We start from the raw sequence: 14821 nt of genomic DNA, 5'->3' as shown, positions 1-14821 counted from the left end.
ACGATGGATCCTCGTGGCTACTCTCTGGGCGATCAGCGATCTGCACGTCGCACATCGGGGCAACGAGCACATCCTCGACCAGATCCGGCCGAGGACCTCGGACGACTGGTTGATCGTGGCCGGTGACGTCTCCGAACGCACCGATGACATCGTCGAGACCCTGCGCCGGCTGCGCGCTCGTTTCCACACCGTCGTGTGGGTACCGGGCAATCACGAGCTCTACACGACGGCCAAGGATCCGCTGCAGGTGTTCGGGGTGGCCCGCTACGACTATCTCGTGCAAGCGTGCCGGGACATGGGGATCGTGACGCCCGAGGACATCTATCCGCTGTTCGATCCCGGTGACGGCTCTGCGCCGGTACGGGTGGTCCCCATGTTCCTGCTCTACGACTACACCTTTCGGCCCGAGGGCACCTCGACCGCCTTGGCGGCATTGGCGCTGGCACGGGAACGCAATGTGGTCGCCACGGACGAATTCCTGCTGTCCCCGGAGCCTTTCCCGACCCGCGACGCGTGGGGGCGTGCCCGCGTGGCGGCCACCCGGGCACGTCTGGAGGCGCTCGACCCGACCGAGCAGACGATCCTGATCAATCATTGGCCGTTGCGGCGGGAACCGACCGACACCCTGATGTATCCGGAGTTCGCGCTGTGGTGCGGAACCACCGAGACCGCCGACTGGCACACCCGGTTCAACGCCGCCTGTTGCGTGTACGGGCATCTACACATCCCGCGGACCACCTTCTACGACCTCGTGCGGTTCGAGGAGGTGTCGGTCGGCTACCCGCGCGAATGGAAGCGCCGCGGGCTGCCCGAACCGTTGCTGCGTCAGATCGCACCGGATCCCGGTCTGCGCGAAGAGGATCTGCCACCGCATGGTGCCCGATTCGAGCTGCCGCCCGACTACGAGCGTCGCGCCGAGGAGTTCGCCCGGCGACTCGAACAGCGCCGCGCCGAACAGGCCGCCCGGCGCACCGAACGATCGACGAACGACACCCGGAGGGACCAACCGTGATCGAGAAGTTGTTGCCCACCGGGGTGGCCTCGGCGGAATCGTTCGGTGACCCACCGGATCTCACCCCGCTACCGGGGGAGGAGTCACTGATCTCGCGGGCCGTGGAGAAGCGCCGACGCGAATTCACCACCGCACGCCACTGTGCTCGTCAGGCGTTGGGGCAGCTCGGTATCGAGCCGGTTGCGATCATGCGGGGCGAACGCGGAATGCCGCTGTGGCCGGAGCAGGTGGTCGGTAGCCTCACCCACTGCGACGGGTACCGGGCGGCGACGGTCGCCTACGCGATGGCGGTGCGCTCACTGGGCATCGATGCCGAACCACACGACGCCTTGCCCGACGGTGTCATCGACCACACGAGCCTCCCCGCGGAACGGCAGGTACTCGCCGAGCGTCCCGACACGCTGCACTGGGACCGATTGTTGTTCTGCGCCAAGGAGGCAACCTACAAGGCGTGGTTTCCGCTGACCCAGCGGTGGCTGGGTTTCGAGGACGCGCACATCACCGTCGAGCAGGACCGAGGTGCCGACGTCCCCATGGGCACCTTCACCTCTCGCATCCTGATCGACGGCCGGACCGTCGACGGGGGCAGTCCGCTCTCGGAGTTCCACGGCCGGTGGATGATCGATCGTGGCCTCATCGTCACCGTGATCGCGGTGCTCTGATGGCCGACGCCTCCATCGAGAACGCCGGACTGGTCATCGTCGACAAGGCGGCCGGCATCACCAGTCACGACGTGGTGTCGCGGTGCCGCAAGATCTTTCACACGCGCCGCGTCGGACACGCAGGCACTCTGGACCCGATGGCGACCGGCGTTCTCGTCGTCGGCGTGGAACGGGCCACCAAGCTCCTGGGGCTGTTGTCGCTGACCACCAAGTCGTACACGGCGACGATCCGTCTCGGGGCGGCCACCGACACCGACGACCGTGAGGGCCGGATCATCAGTCGCGGGACGGTGTCGCAGATCGGCGATGACCAGATCATCGGTGCGGTCGCCGATCTCACCGGCGACATCTCGCAGGTTCCGGCCAAGGTCAGTGCGATCAAGGTCGACGGGCAACGCGCGCATGCATTGGCCCGGACGGGCGCCGAGTTCGATCTCGCAGCGCGTCCGGTGAGGGTCTCACGATTCGAGATCAAGGCGATACGGCGGCCCGACGACGACGGCGGCGAGGCCGGGTTCCTCGATCTCGACGTCGAGGTCGACTGTTCGGCCGGCACCTACATCCGGTCTCTGGCACGTGATCTCGGCGATGCCCTCGGCTCCGGCGGTCACCTCACCGCTCTACGGCGCACCGCGGTGGGGCCGTTCACCCTCGACCACGCCCGAACCCTCGACGTCCTCGCCGAGACCCCCGAGTTGTCACTGACCATCGACCAGGCGGCGTTGCTGTCATTTCCGCGTCGCGACATCGACGACGACGAGGCCGAGTCGATCAGTCAGGGACGTTGGCTTGTTCCGTTGGGCCTCAAGGGAATCCACGTCGGCGTCGACCCGCGCGGGCAGGCCATCGCACTGATCGAGGAGAAGGGCAGACGCGCCAGCTCGGTGATGGTGGTGCGACCGGCGACATTGCGCTGACCCTGCGATGGGTGAACCTGCAATCGCGTCCGGTCTGCGTCGGCCGAGTGTGACGGCGCATCGGGTTCGGATGCGCCAGTGGTCAGCTCGCCGTCACCAGGTAGATCGCCCGCGCGGCGATGTCGCCGAGATCGATCGGCGTGCCGTCGTCGACGCTGATCGCGATGGTCCCGGCGAACGGCCGCTTCTCGACGACGGTCACCGTGCAGTCGAGTGCGACACCCATCTGGTCGAAGTAGCGCAACATCTCCGGATCGGTGTCGGAGATGCGGGCGATGGTTCCGGAGTCGCCGACGTCGAGGTCGGCGAGCGAATCGGCGTCCGGGGTGGGCACCGCACCGTCGACCGAGGGGATGGGGTCGCCGTGCGGATCCCGGCTCGGGTAACCGAGTTTGGCGTCCAGGCGCGCCATCAGGCGGTCGGACACGGCATGTTCGAGGACTTCGGCCTCGTCGTGCACCTCGTCCCAGCCGTATCCGAGTTCGCGCACCAGGAAGGTCTCGAGCAGTCGGTGGCGACGCACCATCAGGATCGCCGCGTTGCGACCCTCATCGGTGAGAGTGACCGCGCCATAACGCTCATGGGAGACCAGGCCCTGATCGGCGAGTTTGCGGATCGATTCCGAGGCGGTCGAGGCCGACACTCCCATCTTGTCGGCGAGCAATTTGGTGGTGACCTTCACATCGGCCCATTCCTGCGAGGTCCAGATGACCTTCAGATAGTCCTGGGTCACGGTCGACAGCGTGGTCACCGCAGGCGGCGATTCGCTGTCCCCGGCGGCGGGGGACAGTCCTCTGTTGGGCATGGTGCTCAGCTTATGTGTCGATCCCCCCGGACGCGAAGAAGCCCGGTCGACAGCCATGGCGGCAGTGCGAACTGCGGTGGCGACACCCGGGGTTCACGACGCTCGAGGGCATCGGTCACCGGAGGTTCACACAGTCCGGGCGGTGCTGGTACGGCGCGGCCGGTGGCCGTAGTGTTGTCGGCGTGTTGCGTTGGAGAGGTCTGGAGGACGTCCCCGCGGATTGGGGTCGGTGTGTGGTCACGATCGGTGTCTTCGACGGCGTTCACCGCGGCCACGCGGAGTTGATCAGCGCCGCGACGCGCGCCGCCCGAGACCGCGGCGTGCCTGCGGTGCTGATGACGTTCGACCCGCACCCCGCCGAGGTCGTGCGTGCGGGCACCCATCCGCCGCAGCTGACCACCCTGACGCGCCGGGCCGAGCTCGCCGAGCAACTGGGCATCGACGTGTTCTGTGTGATGCCCTTCACCCCCGAACTCGCCGCGCGCACACCGAAAGACTTCGCGCACGATGTGCTCGTCGAGCGCCTGCACGCCGCCGACGTCGTCGTCGGTGCCAACTTCACGTTCGGCAAGAAGGCCGCCGGCGATGTCGCCAAACTCACCGAGCTCGGCGCCAAGTTCGGGTTCGAGGTGCAGGCGGTGTCATTGTTCGGCGAACACGCCGTCACCTACTCCTCTACCTACATCCGGTCGTGTGTGGCCGCCGGGGACGTCGAGCGGGCGACGGAGGCACTCGGCCGCCCACACCGGGTGGAGGGAGTCGTGGTCCGCGGAGACGGGCGAGGGCGTGAATTGGGTTATCCCACAGCCAATGTCGCACCGCCGATGCATGCGGCGATCCCGGCCGACGGGGTGTATGCCGCGTGGTTCACCGTGCTCGGGGCCGGTCCGGTGGTCGGCCAGGTGATCCCCGGCGAGCGGTACGAGGCCGCGGTGTCGGTGGGCACCAACCCCACCTTCTCCGGGCGGACCCGCACCGTCGAGGCCTTCGTCCTCGACACCAGCGCCGATCTCTACGGCCAGCACGTCGCCGTCGACTTCGTCAGCCACATCCGCCCGATGGAGCAGTTCGACAGCATCGACGGGCTCCTCGAGGCGATGGCCGACGACGTGGAGAAGACGCGCGCCATTCTCGCCGCCTCCGATCAGTGAGCGCAGCGCGCGGCGATTTGGGCGCTGAGGTTCACCGCTGGTAAATTGGCGGACCGGCGTTGCTGCAGTCCGCGGTGGCGCGCCGCCCCGTATCGGCCCCGGTGGGCCCGGTCGGGAAATGGCATTGTCGCGGTACTGAGAAACAGGAGTATCTCCATGGCACTGACTGCTGCCGAGAAGAAAGAAATCCTCGGCCAGTACGGTCTGCACGAGACCGATACCGGCTCGCCCGAGGCGCAGGTCGCGCTGCTGACCAAGCGCATCACCGACCTCACCGAGCACCTCAAGGAGCACAAGCACGATCACCACAGCCGCCGTGGGCTGCTGTTGCTGGTCGGTCGCCGTCGTCGCCTCCTGAAGTACGTCGCGAAGGTCGACATCGAGCGCTACCGCTCGCTCATCGAGCGCCTCGGCCTGCGTCGCTGACCTCCTCGTCGCGTCGAGGTCATCAGACATCACGAGAACCGGTCGCCCTCGGGTGCGACCGGTTCTTGCTGTGTCAGTGGTCGTCGTGTCGATGGACTTTGTCGTGTCAATGATAAGGTTGCGTCGGAACGCCGCCGTGACGTGCGAGTCCACGGAAGTGATGACGAGTCAGATCGGTCCTCGGTAGTGGCCGCCGGAACACGAGGTTCCGGCCGCTTCGATCGAAGGCCGTCTGAGCAAAGGGTGCGCATACGAGCGCGCCGATCACCTCCCGCCGACGATCTCACCCACGCGTGTTCCGGGCTTGCCGCCCACGCGGACACCGACACGTGCAGCCAAGCATGATCGCCGTGTCGTCGCGCCGCGGGCAGCCCCTATCCGCATAGAGAAGGCCGCCGGAAATCGCGGCCACCCACGGCCGCCGGATGCGGCCGCAACGAAGGGATCAACACCCCACATGTCCGATGTGACCACCACCGAGGATTTCGCCGACTACGACGAAACCATCACCGAGGCCACCGCCGTGATCGACAACGGCAGCTTCGGTACCCGCACCATCCGCTTCGAGACCGGACGCCTCGCCCTGCAGGCCGCCGGCTCGGTGACCGCCTATCTCGACGACGAGACCATGCTCCTGTCGACCACCGCGGCGTCCAAGCACCCCAAGGAGCACTTCGACTTCTTCCCGCTCACCGTCGACGTCGAGGAGCGGATGTACGCCGCCGGGCGTATCCCCGGATCGTTCTTCCGCCGTGAGGGCCGTCCGTCCACCGACGCGATCCTGACCTGCCGGCTGATCGACCGCCCGCTGCGCCCGTCCTTCGTCGACGGCCTGCGCAACGAGATCCAGGTCGTCGTCACCGTGCTCTCGCTCGATCCGAAGGATCTCTATGACGTCGTCGCGATCAACGCGGCGTCGGCGTCCACGCAGCTCGCCGGGCTGCCCTTCTCCGGTCCCGTCGGTGGCGTGCGCGTCGCCCTCATCCCGACCGAGGAGAACAAGGCAGGCCAGTGGGTCGCGTTCCCGACCGCCGAACAGCTCGAGGGCGCGGTGTTCGACATGGTCGTCGCCGGTCGCATCGTCTCCGGCGAGGGTGATTCCGCCGACGTCGCGATCATGATGGTCGAGGCCGAGGCGACCGAGAACGTCATCGAGATCATCGCCGGTGGTGCGCAGGCGCCGACCGAAGCGATCGTCGCCGAGGGTCTCGAGGCCGCCAAACCGTTCATCGCCCGCCTCTGTGAGGCGCAGAAGTCCCTCGCGGCGGCCGCCGCAAAGGAGACCGGCCAGTTCCCGCTCTTCCCGCCGTACGAGTCCGACGTCTTCGACGCCGTGTCGGCCGCCGCGAGCGAGAAGCTCGCTGCGGTCCTCTCGATCGCCGGCAAGCAGGAGCGCGACGACAAGACCGACGAGCTCAAGGAACAGATCCTCACCCAGCTCGCCGAGCAGTTCGAGGGCCGGGAGAAGGAAATCGGCGCGGCATTCCGCTCGGTGACCAAGAAGCTTGTGCGCCAGCGTATTTTGACCGATCACTTCCGTATCGACGGACGCGGCATCACCGACATCCGCTCGCTCTCGGCCGAGGTCGCGGTGATCCCGCGGGCCCACGGCAGCGCCTTGTTCGAGCGCGGCGAGACCCAGATCCTGGGCGTCACCACCCTCGACATGGTCAAGATGGCCCAGCAGATCGACTCGCTGACCCCCGAGACCTCCAAGCGCTACATGCACCACTACAACTTCCCGCCGTACTCGACCGGTGAGACCGGTCGCGTCGGTTCGCCGAAGCGTCGCGAGATCGGTCACGGCGCGCTCGCCGAGCGTGCCCTGGTGCCGGTGATCCCGAGCGTCGAGGAGTTCCCGTACGCGATCCGTCAGGTCTCCGAGGCATTGAGCTCCAACGGCTCGACCTCGATGGGCTCGGTGTGCGCCTCCACCATGTCGTTGCTCAATGCCGGTGTGCCGCTTCGTGCCCCGGTTGCCGGCATCGCCATGGGTCTGGTGTCCGACACCATCGACGGCGAAACCCGTTACGTCGCACTGACCGACATCCTCGGCGCCGAGGATGCCTTCGGCGACATGGACTTCAAGGTCGCGGGCACCAAGGACTTCGTGACCGCGCTGCAGCTCGACACCAAGCTCGACGGCATCCCCAGCCAGGTTCTCGCCGGTGCGTTGACCCAGGCCAAGGACGCCCGGCTGACCATCCTCGACGTGATGGCCGAGGCGATCGACGAGCCCGACGAGATGAGCCCGTACGCGCCGCGGATCACCACCATCAAGATCCCGATGGACAAGATCGGCGAGCTGATCGGCCCCAAGGGCAAGACGATCAACACCATCACCGAGGAGACCGGCGCCAACATCTCCATCGAGGACGACGGCACCGTGTTCATCGGTGCGTCCGACGGTGAGTCGGCGCAGGCGGCGATCGACCGCGTCAACGCGATCGCCAACCCGCAGCTGCCCAAGGTGGGCGAGCGGTTCCTGGGCACCGTGGTCAAGACCACCGCGTTCGGTGCCTTCGTGTCGCTGCTGCCCGGCCGCGACGGCCTCGTGCACATCTCCAAGCTCGGTAAGGGCAAGCGCATCAACAAGGTCGAGGACGTGGTGAACGTCGGCTCCAAGTTGCAGGTGGAGATCGCCGACATCGATGAGCGCGGCAAGATCAGCCTCATCCCCGTCGATGACGACGCCAAGGCCGCCCCGGCTGAGGAGAAGGCCTCCGCCGACGCCTGATCGTCGGATCGGATCGGCCCACCGGCCCGTTCCCGCCTCGGCGGGGGCGGGCCGGTGTCGTCGGTGCCGGTGTCGTGAATGCCGCCACAGGTTCTGCGAGTGTGTGTCAGTAGCCTGGCGATCGTGTGCTTGATCCTGTTCGCCCTCGAGGTCGACCCGTCCCATCGCCTCGTCCTCGCCGCCAACCGTGACGAGTTCCATCAACGGCGCAGCGCCGCGGCGCACCGGTGGGACGATCTGCCGGTGATCGGTGGACGCGATCTCGAGGCGGGTGGCACCTGGCTCGGTCTCGCACCCGACGGGCACCGGCTGGCCGCGGTGACCAATGTGCGTGACGGGATCGCACAACCGCAGCCGGACAAGCGTTCTCGTGGTGGACTGCCCGTCGACTTCGTGACCGGCGCGGACAGTGCCGCCGACGCCGCGGCAGCCTTCGTCGCGACGGCCGACCGCTATGCCCCGGTGAATCTGCTCGTCGACGACGGAGCCGAGATGTGGTGGGCCACCAACCATCTCGAACCCCGTGCCATGCGGGTGGAGCCGGGAATCCACGGGTTGTCCAACGGGGCACTCGACGAGCCGTGGCCGAAGGTGACGTCCGGGATCGCACAGCTGACCGGCGCGCTGACGTCATCTGACCCGTCGTCGTCCGACCCCGAAGCACTGCTCGACGCCCTGCACGACACCACCGTCGCCGACGACGCCGCGCTGCCGCACACGGGGGTTCCGCTCGACAACGAGCGCGCACTGTCGGCGATGTTCGTCGACATGGGGGAGTACGGCACCCGGGCCAGTACGGTGGTTCGGATCGCCTCCGACGGCCGCGGCGACATCACCGAACGCCGCTACACCCCCGACCAAGGTCCCTCCACCGTGGCGATCAGCATCTGATCGCCCGCCACCGGGCTAGATTGCTCGGGTGACACACGCCGTCCTGGATGTCCTGCCGATCGCCGTCGCCCTGCTCATGGCCTCCCTGCCCCTGGTGATGGTGAGCATGGCGCTGGTCATCAAACGCACGAGCGTGATCGGATGGTGCTTTCTGCTCGGTTGGCTGACCGGTCTCGCCGCGGTGCTCGTGGTGCTCATCGCGATCGTCGACGTCGGCTCGCTGTCCGGCGGCTCGGGGCCCGCGATGGGCATCGTGGGACTGGTCGCGGGTCTCGCGTTGCTCGGATGGGGAATCCGCAAGTGGCAGAAGGCATGGACGACCGATGGCGCCGAGAGCGAGGTCCCGGGGTGGTACTCGATGATCGAGGAGATCGGTGCCGCGAAGGCCGCCGCATCGGGATTCGGTCTGGCGGCCCTCAACCCGAAGAGTCTGCTCATCACGGTGTCGGCGGCCGCCGCGATCGCCGAGGCCACCGCCGACGTCGGGGCTCAGGCGGTGGCGATCGTCGTGTTCGTCGCTGTCGGCAGTCTTGCGGTGGCCGCACCGACAATCGCCACGAGCATTGCCGGCGAGCGCGCCGAACCGACACTGGCGCGACTCGACGCGCTGATCACCCGGCACAATGCGCTGATCGTCGGCACGGTGCTGATCGTGCTGGGCTTTGTGGTGATCACCAATGGGCTGGAGGCGCTGTGACGCAGCCGGTTTCCCTGGTTTCGGATATCGTCGTGGGGGTGAGTGACGAAAGGCAGCGTGCAGGGGCCGCGGAGGAGCAACCGCTGCCCCTGTTCGTCCTCATCCGGGGGTAGCGGGCAGGGGCGTTGATCCCCTGGAGGCTCAGCCTTGTCTCGTACCGATGCTCACGCGCCGCTCGCCGTCCGCCTGCATCGCGGCGAACTCGCCGCTTTTGCCGAGCATGACCATTCGCGCGCGGAGTGTGATCTGCCTGCTCGTCCGCCCGTCGATCCCGTGTCGGCCCGCACCGCGTGCCGGTGGGTGTGGCGCTACTGCGGTGTCCACGTCTGCTCGTGTTCTCTGTGCCACGCCGGCGACCACGCACGTCGCCGCAATCGTGTGGTGCGCAGGCAGGGTCGGCGTCGTCTCGATGAGGCGCTCAAGGAATGGCGCGCTGGGGAGAGTGTCGGCGTCGATGATGTCACCGCACCGAGATGGCGGCGCGAGTAGCGTTCGGTCGCACCTGGTCTCACGCCGGCGCCTGCGCCCCGTCGAGGGAGCGCAGGCGTCGGCGTGCCGAGATCGTCTGGTGATCTCCTCAGTGCGCGGCGAACGGATTCGCGGTGACCGGGATATCCAGGGCGGCACCGACTTCCGGGGTGAAGAGGTGTCCGTCGTGGGTCGACAGTCCGGCGGCCAGCGAGGCGTCGTCGCGGCAGGCCGCCTCCCACCCCTTGTCGGCCAGGCGCAGCACGTACGGCAGGGTGGCGCCGGTGAGGGCCTGGGTCGAGGTGCGCGCAACCGTGCCGGGCATGTTGGCCACGCAGTAGAAGACGCTGTCGTGCACGGTGAAGGTCGGATCGTCGTGGGTGGTGGGGCGTGAATCCTCGAAGCAGCCGCCCTGATCGATCGCGATGTCGACCAGCACCGAGCCCGGCTTCATCTGTGCGACAAGGCTGTTGGGTACCAGGACCGGGGCCTTGGCGCCCGGGACGAGAACCGCGCCGATGACCAGATCGGCCTGCTTGATCGCCTCGGCCAGGGCCAGCGACGTGGAGTAACGGGTGTGCACCCGACCCCCGAAGCGTGCGTCGATCGCGCGCAGCTTGGTGATGTCGAGATCGAAGACGGTGACCTGGGCGCCCATGCCCATGGCGATGGTCGCAGCGTTGACGCCGCTGACCCCACCGCCGATGACGACGACGTCGGCCGGTTCGGTTCCGGGAACGCCGCCCATGAGGACTCCGCGGCCACCTTCGGACCGCATCAGGTGATAGGCGCCGACCTGCGGGGCGAGGCGGCCCGCAACCTCACTCATCGGGGCCAGCAACGGGAGCGAGCCGTCGGCGGCACGGACGGTCTCGTAGGCGATCGAGGTGGTCTTCGACGCGAGCAGCGCGTCGGTGCACGGACGGCTGGCGGCGAGGTGCAGATAGGTGAACAGGGTTTGCCCGGCGCGCATCCGCGAGTATTCGGCGGCGATGGGCTCCTTGACCTTGAGGATCATCTCGGCCTGGTCCCAGACCTGATCGGCGGTCGAGAGGATCTGCGCCCCGGCCTCCTTGAAGTCGTTGTCGAAGATCGCCGATCCGAGTCCGGCGCCGGCCTCGACGACCACCTCGTGGCCGCGGTGGGTCAGCTCGGCGACTCCGGCCGGGGTGGCGGCGACGCGGTACTCGTTGTTCTTGATCTCGGTGGGGATGCCGATACGCATGACGGGTTCTCCTTGACGGTGGTGGTCTGTGGCGCCGACGGTGATGAACGTCGACCAGGAATGCTCATGGCTGAATGTTCCTCGATGAACTAGCCTCAAGAGTGAAGTAACTTCGGAAGCGACACAAGTGACATGAATATGATTCTTGAACTTGTCAGTATGCCGAAGATCCATCGACCAGGAGGTATCTGATGTCCGACTCGCCGAAGGATGTTCGGCCACAGCTCGACGAGGTCGATCGTCAATTGCTGCGGCGCCTGCAGACCGACGCCCGCGTGACCAACAGCGACCTCGCCGCGCGCGTCGGAATCGCCGCATCGACCTGCCACGGTCGCGTCCGACGACTGCGGGATCTGGGCGTGATCCGCGGCTTCTTCGCTGATGTCGATCCGGCGGCGGTGGGTCGCCCACTGCGTGCGATGGTCGCAGTCAGCCTGCAGTCGGATGCCCGCGGTCAGATCCGGAAGTTCGTCGGTGAGATCACCGGCCACGACGAGGTGATCGACGTGTTCTTCCTCGCCGGCTCCGACGATTACCTGCTGCACGTCGCGACCGCCGACACCGAGGAACTGCGTCGCTTCGTGGAGATGCTCAACGCCCGCCGAGAGGTCGCGGGCACGACGACCTCACTGGTGTTCGACCACCGACGCGGCGACGCGCCGATCTACTGACCCGTCGGCGCACCGGCGATTCGACGTCCTCGTCCACCGGGGCGCGGCGCCTGCGGGCGGGCCCGTCGACCCGTCCCCATAGACTTGACGCGGGCCCAACCGGGTCGTACGCGGCAACCCGTCGAGGAAAGGCTGACATGGCGCAGGGCATCAGGGTTGGGGTTTTCGGCTCCAACGGCAAGGTCGGCAAGGCGATCGTGTCGGGCATCGAGGCGGCTGACGACCTCACCTACACCGTCGGTGTCGACAAGGGCGACGCCCCGGAGTTCTTCACCGACACCGACACCCAGGTCGTCGTCGACTTCACCCACCCCGACGTGGTGATGGACAACCTGAAGTTCCTCATCGGCAACGGGATTCACGCCGTGGTCGGGACCACCGGCTTCACCGACGAGCGCCTGGCGCAGGTACGCGAATGGCTGGCCGAGGCACCCGGCGTGGGGGTGCTCATCGCGCCGAACTTCGCGATCGGCGCAGTTCTGTGCATGCGCTTCGCCCAACAGGCCGCCCGCTTCTACGACTCCGTCGAGGTGATCGAACTGCACCACGCGGCCAAGGCCGACGCCCCCTCGGGCACCGCCTATCGCACCGCGTCGTTGATCGCCGAGGCCCGCGCGGCCGCCGGCGTCGGCCCCAGCCCCGACGCCACGACCGCCGAACTCGACGGTGCCCGCGGTGCCGAGGTCGACGGTGTGCGCGTGCACTCGGTGCGCCTCGCCGGTCTCGTCGCCCACCAGGAGGTCCTGCTCGGCACGGAGGGCGAGACCCTGACCATCCGTCACGACTCGCTGGATCGCACGTCGTTCGTCCCGGGTGTGCTGCTCGGCGTGCGCAGCATCGGTGACCGGCCGGGTCTGACCGTCGGTCTCGACGACCTCATGGACCTGTAGGGCGCCGCTCATGGCTCCCGACCCCGATCCGTCCCGTTCCGATCCGGCCCGATCGGATGCGGAACAGTCGTCCGCGCGGCCCAAGAAGGCCCGCGAGCGCGACGCCCGCCCGATCGTGTGGATGATCGCATTTCTCGTCATCGCGATGTGCGTGTACTTCGTGCTGCTCGGGCAGCGTGGCGTCGACCTGATCACCAGCGGGACCGCGGCCGGCATCGGCATCGGGATCGGCGTGTTGATCCTGCCGTTCTTGGGGATCTGGATGATCGTGGCCACCCTGCGGGCCGGTATCGAGCATCAGCGGCTGGCGCGCGCGATCGCCGAGGAGGGACGTGAACTCGACGTCTCCGACATGCCGCGCCGACCGTCCGGCCGCATCGAACGCGATGCCGCCGACGCGCTGTTCGCCCAGGTGCGCCAGGAGTGGGAGGCCGACCCGAATGACTGGCGCAACACCTACCGCATCGCCCGCGCCTACGACTACGCCGGCGACCGGAGCCGCGCCCGGGAAATGATGAAACGTGCTGTCGCGCAATACCGCGGGCGAGCGTGATGGCAACACTGCTGATCGTGCATCACACCCCGTCGCCGCACTGTCAGGCGATGTTCGAGGCAGTCGTCTCCGGTGCCACCGATTCCGACATCACCGGAGTCGAGGTGGTGCGCCGGGCGGCGCTGTCGGTGTCGGCCAGTGACTTCCTCGACGCGGACGGCTACGTATTGGGGAGCCCGGCAAACCTCGGCTCGATCTCGGGTGCCCTCAAGCACGCCTTCGACGGTTCGTACTACCAGATCCTCGATTCGACGCGAGGCCGACCATTCGGGCTGTACCTGCACGGCAACGAGGGCACCGAGGGAGCGCAAGCCGCTGTCGACCGGATCGCCGCCGGACTGGGCTGGACCAAGGCCGCCGAGTACGTCATCGCGTCGAACAAACCGGACAAGGCGGTGCTTCAGGCGTGCTGGGAACTCGGGGCCACAGTGGCCGCCGGGATCATGGAGGACTGAGCGGCCCTCGCTACACCGCCTTGCATAGGTATGCCTAAGCTAATGTCCATGTCGAGAACTTTGCGTGGTTCGTGGCTGAGTCGAGTGGCCACGTCGATGGTGTGTCTTGGGGCGGTCGTCATGGGTTCCGGCGCGGTCGCCGGCGACGCACGGGCGGTGCCCGCGCCGGATCTGGCTGTCGAGACGGTCACCGGTGGTCTGCGGATTCCGTGGGAGGTCGTGGCGGCTCCGGACAGAACCATCCTCACCAACGAACGGTCCGGCAGGTTCGTGGCCGTCGCGCCCGACGGCCGCGCGCACACGGTTCGGGCGGATCTGTCGACCCTGTTCGTCACCGGTGAGGCCGGGCTGATGGGAATGGCGCTCGATCCGGGCTTCGCCACCAACCGACGTCTTTACACCTGCCAGTCGGAGGTCACCGCACCGACCGGCCGGATCACCGCTCCGCCGTCGCTCATCCGATCGCCTCTGCCGTGGCCCACCATCGGTCAGGTGAACAGCGTCGTCGCCTGGCGCGTGGCGCCCGACTGGTCGGCGCTGACGCGAGAACGCACCGTGCTGTCCGGCATTCCGCTCACGATGGCCGGACGCGAAGCCGGGTGCGGCGTCACCGCAGCCCCGGACGGCACTCTCTGGATCGGCACCGGCGACACCGGACTGCCGACCGTCTCCCAGGATCGATCGTCGTTGGGCGGCAAGGTCTTGCACATCAACGCCGACGGCAGTCCGGCGGCCGGCAACCCCGACGCCAGTCCGATCTTCACCCTCGGCCATCGCAACGTCCAGAACATCGCACTGGGTCCGGCGGGGCGCGTGTATTCCATCGAGCAGGGCACGCACGTCGACGACGAGCTCAACCTTCTCACCGCCGGTGGCAACTACGGTTTCCGCCCCGACAAGCGTTTTCCCCTCAACGACGAGGACGCGGTGATGACCGACCCCCGAGTACCGGGTGCGATCGGTCCGGTGTGGAAGTCGGGCGCGCCGACGGTCGCGCCGCCCGCCATCACCTTTCTCCCCGATTCCGGTTGGGGACAGTGGAACGGTGCCCTGGTGATCTCCGCGCTCAAGGGCAAGCGACTCATTCTCGTGCAACTCTCCGACGATGGACGGCGGGTCATGCGCACCGCCGACGCGCTCGACGGTGAGTACGGCAGGCTGCGCGGGACGACGATCGCCGCCGACGGGTCGTTGCTGCTGCTCACCAACAACGGAACCGACGACAAGATCCTGCGGGTCCGGCCGAGCTGACCGGCGCGCC

The 14821-nt window shown here is 67.6% G+C and carries 15 protein-coding genes; 13 read left to right on the top strand and 2 right to left on the bottom strand.

What is annotated here, in order from left to right:
- Positions 1-13: 13 nt before the first annotated feature.
- From QNM97_RS12805 to truB, 3 genes are read left to right on the top strand one after another with little or no spacing between them, the layout of a single operon-like run.
- Complete coding sequence (locus QNM97_RS12805) at positions 14-1012, top strand: metallophosphoesterase (RefSeq protein ID WP_283823016.1); 999 nt, start codon at positions 14-16, stop codon at positions 1010-1012.
- On the top strand, positions 1009-1674 hold the full coding sequence (locus QNM97_RS12800; protein ID WP_208790945.1) for a 4'-phosphopantetheinyl transferase family protein: 666 nt from the start codon (positions 1009-1011) through the stop codon (positions 1672-1674). The genes QNM97_RS12805 and QNM97_RS12800 overlap by 4 nt, the downstream gene beginning before the upstream one ends.
- Positions 1674-2591 carry a tRNA pseudouridine(55) synthase TruB gene (gene truB / locus QNM97_RS12795; protein ID WP_283823015.1) on the top strand — a complete coding sequence of 306 codons (918 nt, stop codon included), beginning with the start codon at positions 1674-1676 and terminating at the stop codon, positions 2589-2591. Before QNM97_RS12800 ends, truB begins: the two co-directional genes overlap by 1 nt.
- Before the next feature lie 82 nt (positions 2592-2673).
- Here the strand turns inward: truB and QNM97_RS12790 are convergent, their stop codons facing one another.
- Complete coding sequence (locus QNM97_RS12790; protein ID WP_283823013.1) at positions 2674-3396, bottom strand: metal-dependent transcriptional regulator; 723 nt, start codon at positions 3394-3396, stop codon at positions 2674-2676.
- A gap of 182 nt (positions 3397-3578) precedes the next feature.
- Between QNM97_RS12790 and QNM97_RS12785 the strand changes: the two genes are divergently transcribed.
- From QNM97_RS12785 to QNM97_RS12765, 5 genes are all read left to right on the top strand, one after another.
- The gene (locus QNM97_RS12785) at positions 3579-4547 is read left to right on the top strand and encodes a bifunctional riboflavin kinase/FAD synthetase (protein ID WP_208790947.1); all 969 of its coding nucleotides are present in this window, start codon (positions 3579-3581) and stop codon (positions 4545-4547) included.
- Between the two features lie 156 nt (positions 4548-4703).
- Entirely contained in the window at positions 4704-4973 is a 270-nt protein-coding gene (gene rpsO, locus QNM97_RS12780; RefSeq protein ID WP_006371375.1) for a 30S ribosomal protein S15, read from the top strand.
- A gap of 457 nt (positions 4974-5430) precedes the next feature.
- On the top strand, positions 5431-7710 hold the full coding sequence (locus QNM97_RS12775; RefSeq protein ID WP_208790949.1) for a polyribonucleotide nucleotidyltransferase: 2280 nt from the start codon (positions 5431-5433) through the stop codon (positions 7708-7710).
- A 123-nt stretch (positions 7711-7833) separates the two neighbouring features.
- A complete protein-coding gene (locus QNM97_RS12770) occupies positions 7834-8601 on the top strand; it encodes an NRDE family protein (protein ID WP_283823187.1) in 768 nt (255 codons plus the stop codon).
- Between the two features lie 28 nt (positions 8602-8629).
- Positions 8630-9298 (top strand): GAP family protein, encoded by a 669-nt coding sequence (locus QNM97_RS12765; protein WP_283823012.1) that lies wholly within the window; start codon positions 8630-8632, stop codon positions 9296-9298.
- A gap of 577 nt (positions 9299-9875) precedes the next feature.
- Here QNM97_RS12765 and ald read toward each other — a convergent pair.
- On the bottom strand, positions 9876-10991 hold the full coding sequence (ald, locus tag QNM97_RS12760) for an alanine dehydrogenase (RefSeq protein WP_283823011.1): 1116 nt from the start codon (positions 10989-10991) through the stop codon (positions 9876-9878).
- 191 nt (positions 10992-11182) lie between these two features.
- On the opposite strand from ald, the gene QNM97_RS12755 reads away from it, so the two are divergent.
- The 5 genes from QNM97_RS12755 (at position 11183) to QNM97_RS12735 (ending at position 14811) form a co-directional block, all read left to right on the top strand.
- Entirely contained in the window at positions 11183-11662 is a 480-nt protein-coding gene (locus tag QNM97_RS12755; protein ID WP_283823010.1) for an Lrp/AsnC family transcriptional regulator, read from the top strand.
- A 137-nt stretch (positions 11663-11799) separates the two neighbouring features.
- Complete coding sequence (gene dapB, locus QNM97_RS12750) at positions 11800-12552, top strand: 4-hydroxy-tetrahydrodipicolinate reductase (protein ID WP_283823009.1); 753 nt, start codon at positions 11800-11802, stop codon at positions 12550-12552.
- 10 nt (positions 12553-12562) lie between these two features.
- Positions 12563-13105 carry a hypothetical protein gene (locus QNM97_RS12745; RefSeq protein WP_283823008.1) on the top strand — a complete coding sequence of 181 codons (543 nt, stop codon included), beginning with the start codon at positions 12563-12565 and terminating at the stop codon, positions 13103-13105.
- Entirely contained in the window at positions 13105-13560 is a 456-nt protein-coding gene (locus QNM97_RS12740; RefSeq protein WP_283823007.1) for a flavodoxin family protein, read from the top strand. Before QNM97_RS12745 ends, QNM97_RS12740 begins: the two co-directional genes overlap by 1 nt.
- Before the next feature lie 48 nt (positions 13561-13608).
- Positions 13609-14811, top strand: coding sequence for a PQQ-dependent sugar dehydrogenase (locus QNM97_RS12735; RefSeq protein ID WP_349632355.1), 1203 nt, complete (start codon positions 13609-13611; stop codon positions 14809-14811).
- Positions 14812-14821 lie beyond the last annotated feature (10 nt).

This window comes from Gordonia sp. L191 (assembly GCF_030077625.1).
Classification (GTDB): Bacteria; Actinomycetota; Actinomycetes; order Mycobacteriales; family Mycobacteriaceae; genus Gordonia; species Gordonia polyisoprenivorans_A.
Note: the sequence above shows the minus strand (reverse complement) of the source record. Positions and strands in the feature narration are given on the sequence as shown.

Bases quoted from the DNA above. Each gene is read 5' to 3' on its own strand.
- ald (WP_283823011.1), bottom strand. From the start codon at position 10,991: ATGCGTATCGGCATCCCCACCGAGATCAAGAACAACGAGTACCGCGTC.
- QNM97_RS12745 (WP_283823008.1), top strand. From the start codon at position 12,563: ATGGCTCCCGACCCCGATCCGTCCCGTTCCGATCCGGCCCGATCGGAT.
- QNM97_RS12775 (WP_208790949.1), top strand. From the start codon at position 5,431: ATGTCCGATGTGACCACCACCGAGGATTTCGCCGACTACGACGAAACC.
- QNM97_RS12740 (WP_283823007.1), top strand. From the start codon at position 13,105: ATGGCAACACTGCTGATCGTGCATCACACCCCGTCGCCGCACTGTCAG.
- truB (WP_283823015.1), top strand. From the start codon at position 1,674: ATGGCCGACGCCTCCATCGAGAACGCCGGACTGGTCATCGTCGACAAG.
- QNM97_RS12735 (WP_349632355.1), top strand. From the start codon at position 13,609: ATGTCGAGAACTTTGCGTGGTTCGTGGCTGAGTCGAGTGGCCACGTCG.
- dapB (WP_283823009.1), top strand. From the start codon at position 11,800: ATGGCGCAGGGCATCAGGGTTGGGGTTTTCGGCTCCAACGGCAAGGTC.
- QNM97_RS12755 (WP_283823010.1), top strand. From the start codon at position 11,183: ATGTCCGACTCGCCGAAGGATGTTCGGCCACAGCTCGACGAGGTCGAT.
- QNM97_RS12790 (WP_283823013.1), bottom strand. From the start codon at position 3,396: ATGCCCAACAGAGGACTGTCCCCCGCCGCCGGGGACAGCGAATCGCCG.
- rpsO (WP_006371375.1), top strand. From the start codon at position 4,704: ATGGCACTGACTGCTGCCGAGAAGAAAGAAATCCTCGGCCAGTACGGT.